General features: G+C 33.2%; 18 protein-coding genes. 3 read left to right on the top strand and 15 right to left on the bottom strand.

The window, feature by feature from the left end:
• Window positions 1–25: 25 nt before the first annotated feature.
• Window positions 26–652 (bottom strand): DedA family protein, encoded by a 627-nt coding sequence (locus tag K8N75_RS08535; protein WP_223791650.1) that lies wholly within the window; start codon window positions 650–652, stop codon window positions 26–28.
• Between the two features lie 147 nt (window positions 653–799).
• Window positions 800–1,729 carry a hypothetical protein gene (locus K8N75_RS08540; protein WP_223791651.1) on the bottom strand — a complete coding sequence of 310 codons (930 nt, stop codon included), beginning with the start codon at window positions 1,727–1,729 and terminating at the stop codon, window positions 800–802.
• A gap of 344 nt (window positions 1,730–2,073) precedes the next feature.
• Between K8N75_RS08540 and K8N75_RS08545 the strand changes: the two genes are divergently transcribed.
• Window positions 2,074–2,772, top strand: coding sequence for a tRNA lysidine(34) synthetase (locus K8N75_RS08545; RefSeq protein WP_223791652.1), 699 nt, complete (start codon window positions 2,074–2,076; stop codon window positions 2,770–2,772).
• 62 nt (window positions 2,773–2,834) lie between these two features.
• Here the strand turns inward: K8N75_RS08545 and K8N75_RS08550 are convergent, their stop codons facing one another.
• The 10 genes from K8N75_RS08550 to rnz form a co-directional block, all read right to left on the bottom strand.
• A complete protein-coding gene (locus tag K8N75_RS08550) occupies window positions 2,835–4,334 on the bottom strand; it encodes a replication factor C large subunit (protein ID WP_223791653.1) in 1,500 nt (499 codons plus the stop codon).
• Window positions 4,335–5,300 carry a replication factor C small subunit gene (locus tag K8N75_RS08555; RefSeq protein WP_223791654.1) on the bottom strand — a complete coding sequence of 322 codons (966 nt, stop codon included), beginning with the start codon at window positions 5,298–5,300 and terminating at the stop codon, window positions 4,335–4,337.
• 147 nt (window positions 5,301–5,447) lie between these two features.
• Window positions 5,448–6,620 (bottom strand): roadblock/LC7 domain-containing protein, encoded by a 1,173-nt coding sequence (locus tag K8N75_RS08560; protein ID WP_223791655.1) that lies wholly within the window; start codon window positions 6,618–6,620, stop codon window positions 5,448–5,450.
• A gap of 247 nt (window positions 6,621–6,867) precedes the next feature.
• Entirely contained in the window at window positions 6,868–8,316 is a 1,449-nt protein-coding gene (locus tag K8N75_RS08565) for a Ni/Fe hydrogenase subunit alpha (protein ID WP_223791656.1), read from the bottom strand.
• An 11-nt stretch (window positions 8,317–8,327) separates the two neighbouring features.
• On the bottom strand, window positions 8,328–9,239 hold the full coding sequence (locus K8N75_RS08570; protein ID WP_223791657.1) for an NADH-quinone oxidoreductase subunit B family protein: 912 nt from the start codon (window positions 9,237–9,239) through the stop codon (window positions 8,328–8,330).
• Window positions 9,239–9,814 (bottom strand): hydrocarbon binding protein (contains V4R domain), encoded by a 576-nt coding sequence (locus tag K8N75_RS08575; RefSeq protein ID WP_223791658.1) that lies wholly within the window; start codon window positions 9,812–9,814, stop codon window positions 9,239–9,241. The genes K8N75_RS08570 and K8N75_RS08575 overlap by 1 nt, the downstream gene beginning before the upstream one ends.
• Window positions 9,815–9,826: 12 nt before the next feature.
• A complete protein-coding gene (locus K8N75_RS08580) occupies window positions 9,827–10,078 on the bottom strand; it encodes a 4Fe-4S dicluster domain-containing protein (protein WP_048191180.1) in 252 nt (83 codons plus the stop codon).
• A gap of 244 nt (window positions 10,079–10,322) precedes the next feature.
• Window positions 10,323–10,919, bottom strand: a complete 597-nt coding sequence (locus tag K8N75_RS08585; protein ID WP_223791659.1) for a class E sortase — start codon at window positions 10,917–10,919, stop codon at window positions 10,323–10,325.
• Window positions 10,912–11,667: a mechanosensitive ion channel family protein gene (locus tag K8N75_RS08590; RefSeq protein WP_223791660.1), complete on the bottom strand. Its 756-nt coding sequence runs from the start codon at window positions 11,665–11,667 to the stop codon at window positions 10,912–10,914. Before K8N75_RS08590 ends, K8N75_RS08585 begins: the two co-directional genes overlap by 8 nt.
• Window positions 11,657–12,565, bottom strand: coding sequence for a ribonuclease Z (rnz, locus tag K8N75_RS08595; protein WP_223791661.1), 909 nt, complete (start codon window positions 12,563–12,565; stop codon window positions 11,657–11,659). Before rnz ends, K8N75_RS08590 begins: the two co-directional genes overlap by 11 nt.
• 240 nt (window positions 12,566–12,805) lie before the next feature.
• Between rnz and nadC the strand changes: the two genes are divergently transcribed.
• The gene (gene nadC, locus K8N75_RS08600; protein WP_223791662.1) at window positions 12,806–13,636 is read left to right on the top strand and encodes a carboxylating nicotinate-nucleotide diphosphorylase; all 831 of its coding nucleotides are present in this window, start codon (window positions 12,806–12,808) and stop codon (window positions 13,634–13,636) included.
• 226 nt (window positions 13,637–13,862) lie between these two features.
• Entirely contained in the window at window positions 13,863–14,408 is a 546-nt protein-coding gene (locus tag K8N75_RS08605; RefSeq protein ID WP_420830722.1) for a hypothetical protein, read from the top strand.
• Between the two features lie 72 nt (window positions 14,409–14,480).
• Here the strand turns inward: K8N75_RS08605 and K8N75_RS08610 are convergent, their stop codons facing one another.
• From K8N75_RS08610 to K8N75_RS08620, 3 genes are all read right to left on the bottom strand, one after another.
• Complete coding sequence (locus K8N75_RS08610; RefSeq protein WP_223791664.1) at window positions 14,481–14,993, bottom strand: nitroreductase family protein; 513 nt, start codon at window positions 14,991–14,993, stop codon at window positions 14,481–14,483.
• Window positions 14,994–15,080: 87 nt separating this feature from the next.
• Window positions 15,081–15,647 carry a ZPR1 zinc finger domain-containing protein gene (locus K8N75_RS08615; RefSeq protein WP_223791665.1) on the bottom strand — a complete coding sequence of 189 codons (567 nt, stop codon included), beginning with the start codon at window positions 15,645–15,647 and terminating at the stop codon, window positions 15,081–15,083.
• Between the two features lie 93 nt (window positions 15,648–15,740).
• Window positions 15,741–16,697, bottom strand: a complete 957-nt coding sequence (locus K8N75_RS08620) for a 3H domain-containing protein (protein ID WP_223791666.1) — start codon at window positions 16,695–16,697, stop codon at window positions 15,741–15,743.
• Between the last annotated feature and the right edge of the window lie 23 nt (window positions 16,698–16,720).

Raw genomic sequence — 16,720 nt, forward strand, 5'->3', positions numbered from 1 at the left:
CTAATAGGGATCAAAATAATCCCATTTATACATTTTTATTTGGTTTATATTTGTATTTATAAATAATATAGGCTATGAACCCTATAATTCCAATAATAACCACTATATCCAATATATGAAAGTAACTTTCTATCAAATCCCAGTGTGGGCCTAAGAGAACTCCAATATAGCCCAATGCAAATGTCCATGGAAGAGATCCAATGAATGTGTAAATAATGAATTTTTTAATATCCATATGTGCAATTCCGGCTGGAAGCGAGATAAACGTTCTGATTCCGGGAAGAACCCTGCTTATGAATACGGCTTCGTATCCGTACTTTTCAAACCATTTGTCTGCACGTTCTAGATTACTGTGTGTAATAAGAATATATTTACCATATTTTTCAAGTATAGGTCTTCCACCAATTAAACCTACATAATAAGCTATTAATGATCCAAAAAGGTTAGCAACTGCCCCTACAAGAGTTATTCCCAGCAAGGTCATGTTTGTGTTACCCTGCCATACAACATATCCACTAAAGGTCATTATAATCTCACTTGGAAGAGGTATACATGCACTTTCAAGCGTCATACCTATGAAAACTCCCCAGTAACCAAGACTTTGAATGAGATAGATGGCAAAATTGCTTAAGTTCTCAAGAATTCCGATCATGAACCAAAATTAGTTTGACATTAGATAAAAGGTTTTTCCCAAATTGTACATTAATTTGGATTTGAAAAAAATTAATTATTTATTTATAAAAATATTGTAATAATATTAAAATATATCTAAAAAATATGAAATATTGAGACAATTAAATTATTCAAACTTGATAAAATTTCTAGGATTGAACCCATTTACAATTAATAAATTTTGATCAGAAGTTTCAAGTGTTTTTATTGTAGTGGGAGGTATTGGGCTTCCTTTATGTGCCATTAATACGCCACCTTTTTTATTGGCTGCCATAAATTTTCCAGCATCACCATTTACTATTATTTGACCTTTAATCATGTCGATACCAGTAAAATCATCAGTATCTCCATTAATGACTACGGTACCACCATTCATAAGGGCACCTGTATTTTTCCCCGCTGTACCGTTCACTCTAACAGAGCCATTCCTCATTAAAATTCCTGTGCTTAGATCAACATTTCCATTTACAATTATTTCAAAATCAACATCTAGTCTGGCTCCAACTGTATCTTTAACTGTTTGGTCGTTTATGGTTAGTTTATTACCTAGCAGTTTAAATCCAAGTGGATTGTCTCCTTTCAACCCATTTGAGACAATATCCGTTATTGATCTGAATTTTCTATAACCCTTTAAATCGGATTTAACCTCTAAAATATTTCCCATTGGTTCAGAAACATGACCCTTAACATAGATATTGCCTCCTGTCATACTGATGCCCATTCTGGTATCGACATTGCCATCAACATATACATTTCCTACAGGTATTTCTTTACCTGTACCTCCAAAGTAAACCAAGTCAGTACCCATACTTGAACATAATCTGTGGCCGACATTCCCATTTATTTTTAGATTACCGCCTTTTTTTAAATGTTTAATAAGATCTCCAAAAGTTAAATTATTATCTGGGACTTTCCAATCAGGAGCTAGATTTTCACCATTATGTTGCCAGTAGAAGTTGTATGTGAAATCGCAGAGACAGTCAACAGGTTTTTGAAGTGTTATTTCTAATAGATCTGGTTTATTGTCTTCTGATTTTCTACCGAAGATTTTAAACAATTAAAACCCCTCTACAATCTTGTATTAATTTAACAATTAATGAATATAATATGGACTTTTGATTATTTATATTTACAATAGGCTTTGTAAAATCAATTTCACGAGGCTGTTCCAAATTGTAAGAATAATAATTGTAGTTCTTATCTAGATGTATGGGGTATTTAAGAAGATAAACAAAAATTGGGTTTTTAAAACTCCCCTAGGATATTAAATCAAATATTCTTATATTATTTCTGGGATAATCATAGTTCTTAGCAGATTAAATTATAAATTAGGCGATTTTTGATTATATTTAAATTATTTATATCTATGATGATTCTAATATTCAATTGTAGGTAATAAAAATGAACCCAAAACAAATTAATAGGGATGTTATTAAATTTTTACACCAGATAGGTGTTGATACTAGGTTTATCAGTATAATTGATGAACATATCTTAATTAACAATCAAAGATTTTCAAGATTTTCAAATAAAAGACAGGAAACATTCATTAAGAAATTTCCAAGTTTTTCCATAAGCAGATCAAAAATATTCCAGAAAATATGTACCCGGGCTTCAAGGATTCTTGCAAATTCATTAAAACCTGGAGAAAGAATTTTTATAATTGAAAATGATAAATGCTCCAATTTTATCCTGGATGTAATTATTGAGCCTTACAAAAGAAAATATGGTATCGAAATAATTTATGGTAATGATTTAGAAGATGCAAATAAACATAATGCAGATTCAGTTGCATTACCATTAAATTTGGATGATGAAGTGCAAAAAATCCTTGGAAAGATTTTAAACGGTGAAAAAATTGAAGTTTACAGTTTAAAAAATAGATATGATACTGAAAACAATTTAAAATTAATATATCCCCTAATAAACGTGCCTAGATCTTGGTTGGTATCATGGCTTGAAAAACTTGATTTTGAATATAAATATTCTAATGAAAGTACTGAAAGTGATCTAATAGAATTTTTTGAAGGATTCATTCCAGATGTACGTGAAAATATTTTAAAATCTGCATTGTACGTTGATAAGGAAAGTATACAATAATTAGTAAGTTAAAGAAAGAAAATTATAAAAAAATGAAATATATTATTAGAAAATATGTTTCACTAGAAATTAAAAAGAGAAGTCTGTGAATTATCTTTTCCATTTTTATCAGATTTTTTTTCTTTATCTTCTGATTTTACTGATGATTTAGTATCTGATAACTTCTTATTATTCCTTTTTTTATCTTTCTTTTTATTTTCAGATTTTAAAACTTTATTTTCTTCATTTAAAGATTTTTCTGTCTTTTTTGCAGGACTATCCGATTTTTTAGTTGCAGATTTGGATCTAAATCCATTAAAACTATCTGGTTTGGAATCTTTAGGAACAGATTTTTTAGTTTTAGATTTTTTTACCTTAATTTTTCTTGATCTGAAAAGTTTAACTTCATCATCAGCTAATCCATAATAGGTAGCTAATTCATAGGCTGTTTCATCGTTTTGGAACATTATTTCCATGTATGGGAATTGTTCTTTAACAACTTTCTTTGATGTGTGAAGCTTTTCACCCATTTTTTTGGCAACTTTATCTTTTAAATCCCGTTTTGCTCTGCTTTTAGAGAGCATTGCAAAGATTGATGAATTTGTAAACCTTGAAAATTTTCTGTATGTCTCTTCCTTTGACAGTGCAACACCCAGGCTCATGAGTTCGTATGTGTATTTCCAGTAGGAATATACGCGTGTATTAAATGCCCTTCCAAGATAGATATCTGCAAGAGATATCATTTCATAAGCTTTCTGAAGTTCATCAACCTTTTCATATTCTCGGGGAATATTTTCAGCTATCAATTCAATAAGAAATGAAGGTTCTGCTTCGACCTTCATTGCATCCTTTATTCTACGAGGATTTTTACTCTTAAGAACTGTTCTAACAGAGTCGAAGATATTGATAATATCATCTTTTTTGGATAATAGTTCAAGGTCTTCAGAAGTGATTTTTGTTTTTCCACGTGCAATTACCTCAAGATCATTAATTGCAGATCTTAAATCTCCGTTTGAACTTTTAGCAAGATTCCGTATAACATGTTCTTCAAATTCAACACCCTCCTTAACACATATTCTCTTAAGCAGAGCCACAATTGAATTTGTATGAACTTTACGCAAAATTAGAGTATTACATTTAGTTTTAAGACTTTTCAACCTTTTGCTGTATGGATCGTTGGCCATCATGATAAGGGGGTGATGACCTTCCTTAATGATTTTACTTATTGCTCTTGTTCCGCCTCTATCTTCAGTTCCATGAATTCCATCCACTTCATCCAATATTATTAGTTTAAGTCCATCTCCAAATAATGATTTTGATGCAGAGGCTTCTCCTATTGTATTTAGAATAATGTCGTATGATCGCTTGTCACTTGCGTTGAGTTCAATATATTCTGAAAACTCATTTGCAGCCAAATGTGCAAGTGTAGTTTTTCCAGTACCGGCTGGACCTATTAGAAGTAAGCAGTTCTGGGTATTACCCATTAACCACTCTTCTGTCCATTCCACTATTGCGTCTTTTATCTTGACGTTTCCTAGAACTTCATCAAAATTCTTAGGACTGTATTTTCCTGTCCACAACATTTAATCTGCCTTTGCATTTATTAAAAACTTGGTTAAAAGTGCTTCAAGTTGAATTCTTGGATTGGATCCTTCCCTTATCCGATAATCTGTTTCACCAATACTTTCAATCAAGTTTATATAGATATCTTCTCTTATGCGTTTTTCTAAAACCATTCTTGATACTTCTTGGTAGATCTGGGTTACCATATCTTCTCCACTAGTTCCTTGAACTACCATAACATCTCTTAATAGTTCCCTAGCGCTTAGAAAGTCACCATCAAGAGCTTTGTTTACTATCTTTCTCACATCTTTTGGTTTGGCCTTTGAAACAACATCATGTATACTATCTTCTGTTATTTCTTCATCTAACGAGGCTGAAGCTTGTAAAATATTCACAGCTCTCCTTACATCACCTTCAGCAAAATAAACAATACTTTCAATTGCACCTGTACTAATGTTAAGATTTTCAGCCTCTGCAATGTATTCTAACCTTCCAATTATTTGATGTCCTTTAACAGGAGCAAACCTGAATATTGCACATCTGGACTGGATAGGGTCAATTATCTTGGATGAGTAATTACATGATAATATGAAAGATGATGTCTTAGTATACATTTCCATTTCCCTTCTTAGGGCATGTTGGGCATCTTTGGTCATATTGTCTACTTCATCTAAGAAAATTATTCTAAAAGGAGATCCAACGGCTTTTAAACGTGAAAAACTTTTTATATCATTTCTTACAGTATCTATGCCTCTAGCATCAGAAGCGTTGAGTTCTAAGAAGTTCTGTCTCCAATACTCCCCAAGTACTTCCTTTGCAAGAGCTATTGCTGTTGTTGTTTTTCCAACACCAGCAGGGCCTGTAAACATGAGATTGGGTAAACTACCCTCTTTAACGTATCTTTTAAGTCTTAAAATTATATGATCTTGACCCACAACTTCATCTAAGGTTTGTGGTCTGTATTTTTCAACCCATGGTCCATTCATCCATATCACCACTTTCATATTGTATACTATGATTATTAACTTTTATCAGAAGTTGAGGATTGTAAAAATATCCTAAAATGAAAAGATAGAAAAACGTGTAAAAAGAGTTTCAATGAATTTTAACTCCAAAAAGAGATTTAATTAAAATTATTCGAATAGTTCTGCCATTTCCGGATGCATTTTGGTGGTGATTCCAAGTTTTTTCATAACAGGCCCATATGAATTGGTGATAATCTTAAATTCTGGTCTTACCATCCCTCTGAATGCACCATAACCCATAACTTTTCCGTAATTATCTGTTACAACATCTAAAATTCTGGTGAAATCTTCTATATACTGGGATTCTCTCTCCTCAATTGGGATATTATTTGCATTTTCTCTGATCTTGGTGAAATCTATTGTAGAGTTGCTTTTAACATTAACTCCATTGAGTAATTTTTTGCACTGTTCAATAGGCAGAAACTTCTGGGTTAACCCTCTTGCTGGTGCAACTCCCATAATCTTACTTGCACCAATTGACATAGCTCGGAATATAGCTTCATAAATATCTAAAATTAAATCGGTACGTTCTGTTATATTTTCTGGTATCTCAACTACCTTTTTAATATCGGGAAATGCAATTGGAGGTTTTATTACAGGGATGGATATTCCTTGTTTAACATCTGAATCTATTTCAACTTCTTTAGCTGTATGTTCCTCAGAAATTATTTCTTCTTTTGGAATATCAGGTTTAACCGATTTTGTCTCAACTTGTACTTCTACTTGAGAATCTGATGAAATAATTTCATTATCTATTCCCATATCGTTACTTTGTTCTGAAAGATTGTCGGCTATAATTTTTTCAGGTTCTAATTTCTCTGAAATTATTTCTTTAGGTTCATCCGATATTGGTTCTGCTTGAAGTGGTTCAGGCGTTATGGATATCTTTTCTTCTGCTACTATTTCAAGATCCTTGGTTAGTTCAACAATTTTTTCTGCTGCCCTTTTGGATGAAACCATAATCAATCCTACGTTGGCACGATTTTTCATTAGAACAATGAAGTGCACTTTCCCCAAATGGAGGAATAATGCTTTTCCATTTTCAGATTCAACTAAAATTCGTTGAATATCTCCCTGATTAGAAGAGTTAAGTAACCTTTTTGATGAACTGGTTATTACATGTGCCATTGGTCCAAATAAGCCTATATCTACGTCTTGTAATATGCGTTGGCTCAGTATATCTCCATTGCCATCTATAATTAGGCTTCCTTCCACCCCATCAACTTTACCAAGATCATTAACGATCCTTTCAAGTTCCACCTCTAGATTATGATCTTTCATTGAATCACAGTTAAGATAGTAATTAAAATCTAATCTTAATATTCAAGCTATTATGTTTATCGTTTTTAAAAAGATATAATTTAATGAAAATGAGTTCTATAATTTAAATTCACAATAAAAAAATTGTGTTACTATATGAAATACATATTAATCTATGGTTCTAACAGTAGTAGAGTGCTGAATAGAGTTTTTATGGAATTTTTTTATCAATTAAAAAAAATAAGGACAGGGAATTTAATTCCCATATTTATATTATTTGTCTTTTAACCAGAATTCCTTCACTGTCATGAATATCCACAACAAGAGGTGAATCACCATTTATCATGTGTGTAGCACATGATAAACAAGGATCATAAGCCCTTATTATCATTTCAAGCCTATTTTTTAGGCCTTCTGATACTTCGTCACCTTTAATCATGGCTTTGGCAGTTTCTCTAACACCTATATCCATGGAGAGATTATTTTGGCCTGTTGCAACAATGAGATTCGCTCTTTGAATAATACCTGCACCATCTGTTTCGTAATCATGGAATAAAGTACCTCTTGGTGCTTCTATTACTCCAACTCCTCTCATCCTCTTGTCTGAATTTTTGGCGTCGTCGGTACTCATTAATGGTTCGCTAAGTGCGGTTCTTATGTTGGTGCCAATTATTGCATCGTCTTCTAACAATTCCACTGCTTTTTCAACCGAGTACATGAGTTCGATAAGCCGGGCATAATGATAGAGTAATGGGTTTTGTGCCATTCCATATTTGTCTTTGAATTCTCCATAGAGTGCAGATGCTCTCTCAGTAGGGATGCTGTCTGCAATATTTATTCTTGCAAGAGGTCCAACACGGTAGTTTCCCTCGGGGAATCCTAGTTGTTTCATAAATGGGAATTTCATATAGGACCATGGTTGTACTTTTTCTTCAATATGATCCAAGTAATTTGATGGGTCAAATTCAGAAACAGAGTTTCCATCTTTGTCAATCATCTTCATTGGTCCATTGTAAAATTCAAGAGCTCCTCCATTGGTTAAACTTCCAAAGTGGGTTTCAATTGGTCCAAGTGTTTCTATGGCATCGGCATATTGTTCAAAAAGTGGTTTTGCTACTTCTAAACCTGACTCAACTAATCCTATTCCTTCTTTAACTTTTGGCAGTAAACCATCTCTTTCTTCTGATGTAAGAGGCTTTGATTGGCCTCCTGGAATCGATGTAACAGGATGTATAGGTTTCCCACCTACAACGGATGTTATTTCCTGTCCAATTTTCCTGGTTTTAATTGCCATTTTTGCAAGGTCAGGATTCTTTTTGATGAGTCCAACAACATTCCTTTCTGCAGGGTCAGAATCAGGTCCAAGAATTAGATCTGGTGCACCTAAGAAATAGAAGTGAAGTGAATGAGAATGGATATATTGGCCAAGCAAAGTTAATTCCCTTAATTTTTGAGCTGTTTCTGGAGGTTGTAAACCGAAAACAGCATCTGTGGCCTTTGCAGAAACTATATGATGTGCTGTTTGGCAAACTCCACATATTCTTGGTGTTATTCTAGGAGCTTCTTCAATGGCAGCACCTTCTAAAAATTTTTCAAAACCCCTTATTTCCATTACATGGAAATGAGCATCTGAAACATTTCCTGCATCATCCATTTGAACAGTGATCTTTGCATGCCCTTCAATTCTTGATATTGGGCTTATTTCTATTTGTTTCATGGTATCACCTTTTATTTCTTGATCAATTGAGGGATCAAGGAAACTTTTTTATCCTCCATTATTGTGCTTCCAATAACAAATCCGTATACAATATGTCCAATATCGTATAGTTGTTTTTCAACGTCCTTGTGGGGCATCTTAGAGATATGTGCGATACGGTTAATAACGCAGTTGTAAACATCATGACTAGGCTCTCTTAAAATATCCATTGAAGGTCCACCACATCCATGGCATGGAACTCCAGCAGCTGAACACAATGCACCACATCTTCCAAGAGTTACAGATCCAAGACACACATATCCTTGACTAAGGAAACATTTTTCTTGGTCTGGTTCTCCTTCTATCCTTCTATGGATCTTATCAAATTCAATATGTTCCATTGTACGATTACAATCTGCACATACAGATTTCTTAGGTATTTCTGGAATTTCTCCCGCTATTAATGGCACAAGAACATCCTTGATTAAATTTTCTTTAGGAGGACACCCGGGTATATAGTAATCTATCTCTGCCATATCTCCTGCTGGATGAACTATTGGCAATAACTTTGGAACAACTTCAGAGGGTTGTTCAGAAGATTCTGTACTTGGATTGTCAGAAAAACTCCTGGCTGAAACATCTTCTGGACTGTAAAGATCCGCCATACAAGTTATTCCTCCGTAACATGCACATGTTCCATAAGCAATAACTGTTTTTGCCTTTTCACGGATTTCTTCAAGTCTTTCCTTATTTTCTTCATTTCTAACAGAACCTGAAACAATGGCTATGTCTATGTCTTCGGGTATTTCCTTAACATCCATAAGAATAGGTGCATAAACCAGTTCTGCCTGTTCAAGCACATCAATAAGATCTTCATGGAGATCGAGTATGGATACTTCGCATCCAGCACAACTTGCTAAAAGTTCGAGGGCTAATTTAACCATTATTTGCCTCCCCATTTGATTGTTAATGTTTTAAGACAGGCATTTGGTCCGACATGATCAATATCTAATTTTCCCTTTATTCCCATAACTTCTTCAACAGCCCCAACAGTGTATCCGTAGAGTAAATAACAAAGAGGTCCTTTTTGAGGTAGTCCTTCTCTTCTAAGGGTTTGTCTTACCACACAGTCCCTAAATATGAGTTTGACAACTGTTTCATTACCTTTTTCAACGGTGTATTCTGCTTGGTCTGCGGGTTTCCACATATCGAAGAAGAATTCAATACCTAATATTTCACTTAACTCTTGCATTGCCTTTTCTAGGTCATCGGTTTTTTCAACCATTTTACCTGCTTCATGCCCCATTCTTTTTCCTGCCTGGTATACAATTGCATTTGCACCACGGCCTGAAACTTGTTCAAGTGCACTAGACATCGAACCAACGAATTTCATGAGTACATGAAGGGCTTCTTCATAATCATCTATGCCTCCCCCACATTCATCCGGAATAAGTTCGGGTTTGAAATCCCCCAATATTTCTTTTTCTTCCCTTTCTATCTGATATTCCATATGAGCCATATAAGAATCTCCCTATATTATTTTTTTGAGTATTCCACTTACTCTTCTATCTATGTAAAGCCTTTTGGCTACGTGTATATTTTTATGTTCCATTGCTTCTGATGGACAGATTTCATGACATGACAAACAAGCCATGCAGTCATCTTCCTTAACAACTTTGCTCTTGTTTTTTGTTTCATCCATTTCATAGACATCGTTGGGGCAATCGTCCACACAAGAACCGCAACCAACACAAGCATTTTCGTCTATTTCTATTTTTACCATCTGTACGCCTCTTAATATTTTTTTTGGTAATGGAAGATTTCAACAGTTACAAAATCATTCCATTTGACCTATATATGATTTTTGACAATGCATTATTAATCTTAATATATAGATTACTCATTATTAATAAGGTTCACCCCAAATAAAAAAAGAATTTTTCAAAAAATATTTATTGATAATTACCACTATCGAAAAGGTCATAAACAGTTAAATAAGGCATAATATCAGATTTTCTGAAAAAAAATTAAATATCCTCAGTTGAAACAAGCTTACAATGGGTTATGTATGCTGCTTCTTTTTTTCCAGGAGGATAACACGTCATTAACATTAATCTTGCATCCCCTTCCTGTGCAAATCTAACAGGATTAGTTTTATAATCCCAACGTATGTCATCACCGTTTGAAGTAACTGAATAAGTGTATTTTTTCTTCATTACAGCATCTATGATTATTACTTTGTCACCGATTTGTAGCGAACCTAAGTTTCGGAATAATCCTGAATATGTTGTTCTATGGCCTAAAATACCACATTCTCCAGGTTGCCCTGGGTATACACTTTCAGAATAGTGAAAAACAGCGTTGTAAGCATTAACAGTATCAGAACGTATTGTGCAATCCACTCCAAGTTTTGGTATCACAAGTTCTCCGATTGAAGCACCTCCACTTGAACTGAGTGGATCTAAGGCATCAACAGGATTACTCATCTTTTCATTATAATCTTTTAAACTCTTTTGTGCTTTACCAAGTTCTTTTGACTGTTCAAAACCTGCCATGACTATTGTTAAGGATAAAAATACGCATCCTAATAGTATTGCAACCGAGAATATTCTGTTTCTATTCATATTTATCAACCAATAATGGTCCTATTTCCTTTGCTATAATAGATCTGTACTCAGCAACCTTCCATGGATCATCTACCCAGACACTTAACATGGCTTTGATACCAGTATCTGCAAGTTCATTTATAATTAAATCTGGTTTTGGTAAATCCAGAGCCCATTTAAATCTTAATGTTAAATTTTTGAATCTCTCAGCTATTTCTTCCACATTTACAGAGTAAGGTATTGTAATATCTAGATCAACCCTCTTCTCCTCTAGAGGTGTGTGATTTACAAGTAAATTTCTTGAAAAATTTGAATTTGGAATTGTTATAATATTATTGTCAGGAGTCACAAGTTTGGTGACTCTGAAACCCATGATCAAAACTTTACCTTTTTGATCAGATATTTCAATAATATCCCCTACTTTGAAACTTTTATCTCCCAGAACAAAAAGCCCTGAAATAAAGTTTGATATGGTGTCTCTTGCTGCAAAACCCACAGCTATACCTACAATACCTAAACTCACGGCTATAGCTGTTATATTTATTCCAAGTTCATTGAGTATTATTGTTACAGCAAGTGCATAGATAGTATATTTGATAATTTCATTTACAACTTGGATTAGGGTATCATCTGACTCAAATCTTTTACCAGTTCTAATTATGAAAATTGATGACCATTTAATTATTAATGTTGATACACCTAGAATAAGAATAGTAACAATAATGTCTCTTAAAGTGGGGTTGTTGAGTATTGTTTCAAGGTTCATTCCGTTTCACCTCAAGAATCATCATATCCTCTGCAACAATAGAATTTTCAAATACTTCTAATGCTTCCTTTTCAATTGTTTTATTATCTTTATATCTTGTACTGATATGGGTGAGAACTAGTTTGTTTACATTAGCTTTTTTAGCTATTTCCGCTGCCATTGAAGCTGTTGAATGCCCTGTTTCGTAAGATTTATCCATATGACTGTCGTTAAATGTTGATTCATGTATCAAAATGTCTGCATCACTAGAAAATTCTATCATCTGTTCGCATGGTCGGGTATCACCAGAATATACTATTTTCCGTCCCTTTCTATTTTCACCAAGTACCTGTTCGGGTTTAATTATTTTTTCACCAACTTTAACAGCAATTCCACTTTGAAGCTTGCCAAAATCGGGTCCAGGTTTCACACCAAACTTTAAAGCATTTTCTTTAAGGAATTTAGGTGATCTCTTCTCATTTATACTGTAGGCAAAATTTGTTACTGAATGTTCCGTTTTACAGCACATAACAGTATATTCTTCTTCATCTAATACAATTCCATCCGAAATAGTGTTTTCTATTATATCGAATGAAAGTGCAAAGTAACCGAAATTTTTGATATGTTTAACAAATTCTGAAAGACCTGGAGGTCCATATATGTTAAGTGGTTCGGTTCTGCCACGGAAAGCCATTGATTGTATAATCCCTGGAACACCAAGGATATGGTCACCATGAAAATGTGTTATGAATATTTTACTTATTTTCATGGGACTTAATCTGGCCCTTGTCATTTGTCGTTGAGTTCCTTCTCCACAGTCAAATAATATAATCTCTCCAAAACTTTTTAATGCTATTGCAGAGTGGTTTCTGTGGTTGGTTGGTATTGCTGATGATGTCCCTAGAAATATTAGTTCCATTTGTTCCAATCCTATAAATATTATTTAATAATTTTTGTAAAGAAAATTTTATTTAATTTTAGATAATCCTAAATTAAATTATATTCATTAATTCATTTTGTTATTGTTAAATGGGTTCCTATGACCCCTTAACTTAATGAACATTTATATCTTTTATTTTATATAGAAATACCCATAGAAGTTATTAAAATATATGTAAAAGAAACCATTTATCTAATTTTTTAAGGTAAAGTGATATAAATGAAGTATGATGTAAGGGAAATAATTAAAATGGTGTACCAAGACATTGGTTTTGAAGATATAACCACTAAAGCCCTAATACCTCCAGATAAATTGATAAAGGCCAAGATCATCAGCAGAGAAAAGGGAATTTTATCCGGTATTGATCTAGTTGATAATATTTTTCAGGAGTTCTCAATTAATACCACTATAAAAAAACATGATGGGGAGAAACTTGCTGAAGATGATATTATTATGGAGATTGATGGTGATGCAAGTACAATACTCAGTGTTGAGAGAACAGTTCTTAATATACTCATGAGGATGAGTGGGATTTCTACTATAACTGCAATGCTGATTGAAAAGGTTAACAACAATGTGATCATAGCAGGGACACGTAAAACTACACCGGGACTTCAATTTTTAGAAAAAGAAGCCATAAGGGTGGGCGGTGGCGATACTCATCGATTCAGGCTAGATGACTGCATCCTTATAAAAGATAACCACATTGCAATAGTGGGCAGTGTGAAAGAAGCAGTTGAGATGGCTAAAGGCTATGTTAGTTTTACAAAAAAGGTTGAAGTAGAAGTTGAAAGCACAAAGGATGCACTTGAAGCTGCCATGGCTGGGGTAGATATAATCATGCTGGACAATATGAATCCCGATGAAATACGAAATGTTTTAAATGCTCTTGAAAATAAAGGACTTAGAAATAAAATTTTAATAGAAGTTTCAGGCGGGATTAATCCGGATAATATTGTTGATTATGTAAAAACGGGAGTTGATGTAATTTCAACTGGTTATATAACTCATTCTGCAAAATCGCTTGATATGAGTCTTGAAATAATATAAAGGAAGAGTAAATTGTTTATTTAATTAATATTTTATTTAAATATCAACCTTTTCATATTTTTCATTCCTTGGTTGATAATTATTAGGATTTTCCTTTGTCTTATCTAAATTATTAGGGGAAACTACAATATAATGCAATAAGTTTATATAGGTTTTTTTACAGATCATTTATAAAGAATATTGGAGGCATTTTATGCTAGATCACAATGATGAAGAATACAAAGAATTGGATGAAGATAATACCGAAAATTCAACTGAAGAATTAAATACTGATTCAAATCAAGATTCAACTGAAGAATTAAATACTGATTCAAATCAAGATTCAACTGAAGAATTAAATACTGATTCTACTGAAGAAAATGAAGAAGAATTAGATGCAGATTTAGAAGAAGAGTTTGATGAAGAGGGAGAAGAAGACGAAGGTGAAGATTTACCCTTTGCAAAGGCTGAAGTTGTAAGGCTCATGAAACGAAATCTTGATAAGGACAAGATGATAAGGGAAAGGGTTAAAGTTGAGATGAACAAGTTCCTTGGCGAAGTACTAGAACGGGTCTGTGAACAACTTAATGATTATCCTTACACAACCATTGAATATGAAATGCTCAAAGAATCAATATATCCTTACACCAATATTAAGAGGATTAATGAGGAGAAATTCAGGATATTAAAACATCTAGAAGCTATAAAAGCAGATTGTGATGCATTAACAATGGATGTCAAAAAATCTCTCAAACTTAAAGATGTTGATGATGAGAGTGATGAGATATTCTGATATCTCTTCATTTCTTGAATTATGATTCTGATAACCCCGATTTTATTCAAAATAAATTAAATATTTATGAATTTATTTTAAATCCTTGAATTTAACTATTTCAGACAGTTTTTTGCGTTGTTTAACTTTTGGTTCTTCTGCAGGATATCCTAATGGAGTAAATACAAGTGGTTCAACATTTTCAGGCAAATCTAAAATTTCACGAGCCGCATCCGGATCAAAAGCACCAACCCAACAAGTACCAAGTCCCAAACTGGTTGCAGCTAAAATAATATGATCCATTACAATTGATCCATCTACATCTGCATAATTTTTTCCATCTTTACGATTCCAAGCTTTAGAAGGGATTACACACAAACAGATCACTAAAGGAGCTTCACTGAACCATTTTGCAGGATAAATACGGTTTAATTTATTTTCAACTCCTTGTGTTTTTATTACAATCAATTGAAATGGCTGATAATTCACAGCTGTAGGTGCAAGACGGGCTGCTTCAAATATAACATCTAATTTTTCTTCCTCTACATCGTCAGGTTTGTAACTTCTTACACTGAATCTGTTTTTAACCAGGTTTAAAAATTCCATATAACTCCTCCTAATAAATCAACAAGTTATAAAATTGTACAAATAAAATAAAAAAAAATTAATAATCCAATGATAAAATATAATTTATCATTCATTTTCAATGGTCATAAAACCAGTATTAAGTTCATTTATTTCTTCTTCAGTTAATTTTCTGTGTTTTGCATCATTGTCCACTATTATGCTGTGTCCAAATGGATCTTCCAAAACTAAAGTTGCTATTTCATTTCCAGTTTTCAATTCTTCAATTTTTTCAAGTATTTTAAGGGCATTTTCCTGTATTTGTTTTTCTTCTGCCCATTCCATTGCTGTGGCAACAGCAGATTCAAATCTATTAATGACTCCTTCTACATTAGAAACGTAACCCTGTGATTTGGGACCTGGTTCAACCTTAAGACCTAATTCGGGTATGCTAAGAGTTGCAGATTGGGATTTAACAATTCTTGTATTTAGTTTATCTTTACTGATTTTGAGTGTGTATTTCACTGGTTCTTTCTGCTCCAAACAGATGGTATCAGAATGTTTATATCCACAATCTGAACAAAGCAGAGTTGATTCCATAATTTCCCCAAAATAGGGTATTTTCTCTGTTTTACTGGTCATATTTAGGGTATTCTTACCCCTACATACTGGACAATCTGTTGTAATATTATTCAATAGTAGTTCCCCACATATTTAAAATTTAGGCAATTTACTTATTTTTAATCTACTTAAGATGTTTGAGGTCCTGTTCTAGAATAGGTTTCGTTTTTATTTTTTTTTATTTTTGTAAATAAAACCTTTATCATCAAGATCTTTTATCATATTTTCTAGACTTTCTCTATCAGGCGCACAAATCTTATGACTATGAATATTATCTGATAGACTGTACAGATTTTCCAAATCTTTTTTCCTCTTAGGATTTTTTTCCAACCTGTCTATGAAACGTCTAGCTTCCACCGGATCAAATACATTCACCTTCCTGTTTAAAGGTTCTCCAAAACCTGGAAGAAAATATGATACATCCACCATTCTACCACCATATTTATCTAGTATTATGGATGTTTCATCTTCTAATTGGTCAACAGAATGTTTAAAAAGCATAACTTTACATATTTCTCTTATTAAAGTTAGCATTCGTTTGAGCGAACTTTCAATTTTTATATTATTAATGACTGGTACTCCATGTTCCACTGCACTTTTCACAAGGTAGTCGTTTATGATCCTGTTTTCCTTGAAATATTCCAAGTGTTTGCCGCCACGTTTTATTTTCATGGCTCTTTTAACAAATCTTTCTTTGTGAACTTCTTTATCAGCGGTTAATATAAAAAAATGAATCGAAGCATCTTTTTTGAATTTTTCAATGTCAATGAAACCCGGAACTAAATGTACACCTTCTATTACAACATCATCATAATCATCCACTGCTCTTCTAATCACCCTCTCAATAGCAGGAATAACAAATGAAGCATGATCCTCAAAACCAGCTTCGATCAGTGAATCATTATCTTCAAACCGTTCTTTGTCTCTAAGTGTTGTGTAAGCATCAAATGAGGATTTATGAAGTGATGGTGCATAGTCCGGACCTATTATTCCACGGACTATGGCTCTTATAAAGTCAGTTTCAATTAAATGTTTTATTCCCAATTCTTTTGCCAGTTCAGAGGCTATAGTTGATTTTCCAATGCCTGATGCACTTCCAATTAGTATAACGTAGGGTTTTCTCAATTTTTCCCTCCCCAATTGTCTTA

Source organism: Methanobacterium spitsbergense (assembly GCF_019931065.1).
Lineage (GTDB): Archaea > Methanobacteriota > Methanobacteria > Methanobacteriales > Methanobacteriaceae > Methanobacterium_B > Methanobacterium_B spitsbergense.

Excerpts from the sequence above, each read along its gene's own strand:
- K8N75_RS08545 (WP_223791652.1), top strand. The coding sequence starts at position 2,074 with ATGAACCCAAAACAAATTAATAGGGATGTTATTAAATTTTTACACCAG.
- K8N75_RS08555 (WP_223791654.1), bottom strand. The coding sequence starts at position 5,300 with ATGAATGGACCATGGGTTGAAAAATACAGACCACAAACCTTAGATGAA.
- K8N75_RS08560 (WP_223791655.1), bottom strand. The coding sequence starts at position 6,620 with ATGAAAGATCATAATCTAGAGGTGGAACTTGAAAGGATCGTTAATGAT.
- K8N75_RS08550 (WP_223791653.1), bottom strand. The coding sequence starts at position 4,334 with ATGTTGTGGACAGGAAAATACAGTCCTAAGAATTTTGATGAAGTTCTA.
- K8N75_RS08570 (WP_223791657.1), bottom strand. The coding sequence starts at position 9,239 with ATGGTTAAATTAGCCCTCGAACTTTTAGCAAGTTGTGCTGGATGCGAA.
- K8N75_RS08585 (WP_223791659.1), bottom strand. The coding sequence starts at position 10,919 with ATGAATAGAAACAGAATATTCTCGGTTGCAATACTATTAGGATGCGTA.
- K8N75_RS08590 (WP_223791660.1), bottom strand. The coding sequence starts at position 11,667 with ATGAACCTTGAAACAATACTCAACAACCCCACTTTAAGAGACATTATT.
- K8N75_RS08535 (WP_223791650.1), bottom strand. The coding sequence starts at position 652 with ATGATCGGAATTCTTGAGAACTTAAGCAATTTTGCCATCTATCTCATT.
- K8N75_RS08580 (WP_048191180.1), bottom strand. The coding sequence starts at position 10,078 with ATGGTAAAAATAGAAATAGACGAAAATGCTTGTGTTGGTTGCGGTTCT.
- nadC (WP_223791662.1), top strand. The coding sequence starts at position 12,806 with ATGAAGTATGATGTAAGGGAAATAATTAAAATGGTGTACCAAGACATT.
- K8N75_RS08575 (WP_223791658.1), bottom strand. The coding sequence starts at position 9,814 with ATGGCTCATATGGAATATCAGATAGAAAGGGAAGAAAAAGAAATATTG.
- K8N75_RS08610 (WP_223791664.1), bottom strand. The coding sequence starts at position 14,993 with ATGGAATTTTTAAACCTGGTTAAAAACAGATTCAGTGTAAGAAGTTAC.
- rnz (WP_223791661.1), bottom strand. The coding sequence starts at position 12,565 with ATGGAACTAATATTTCTAGGGACATCATCAGCAATACCAACCAACCAC.
- K8N75_RS08565 (WP_223791656.1), bottom strand. The coding sequence starts at position 8,316 with ATGAAACAAATAGAAATAAGCCCAATATCAAGAATTGAAGGGCATGCA.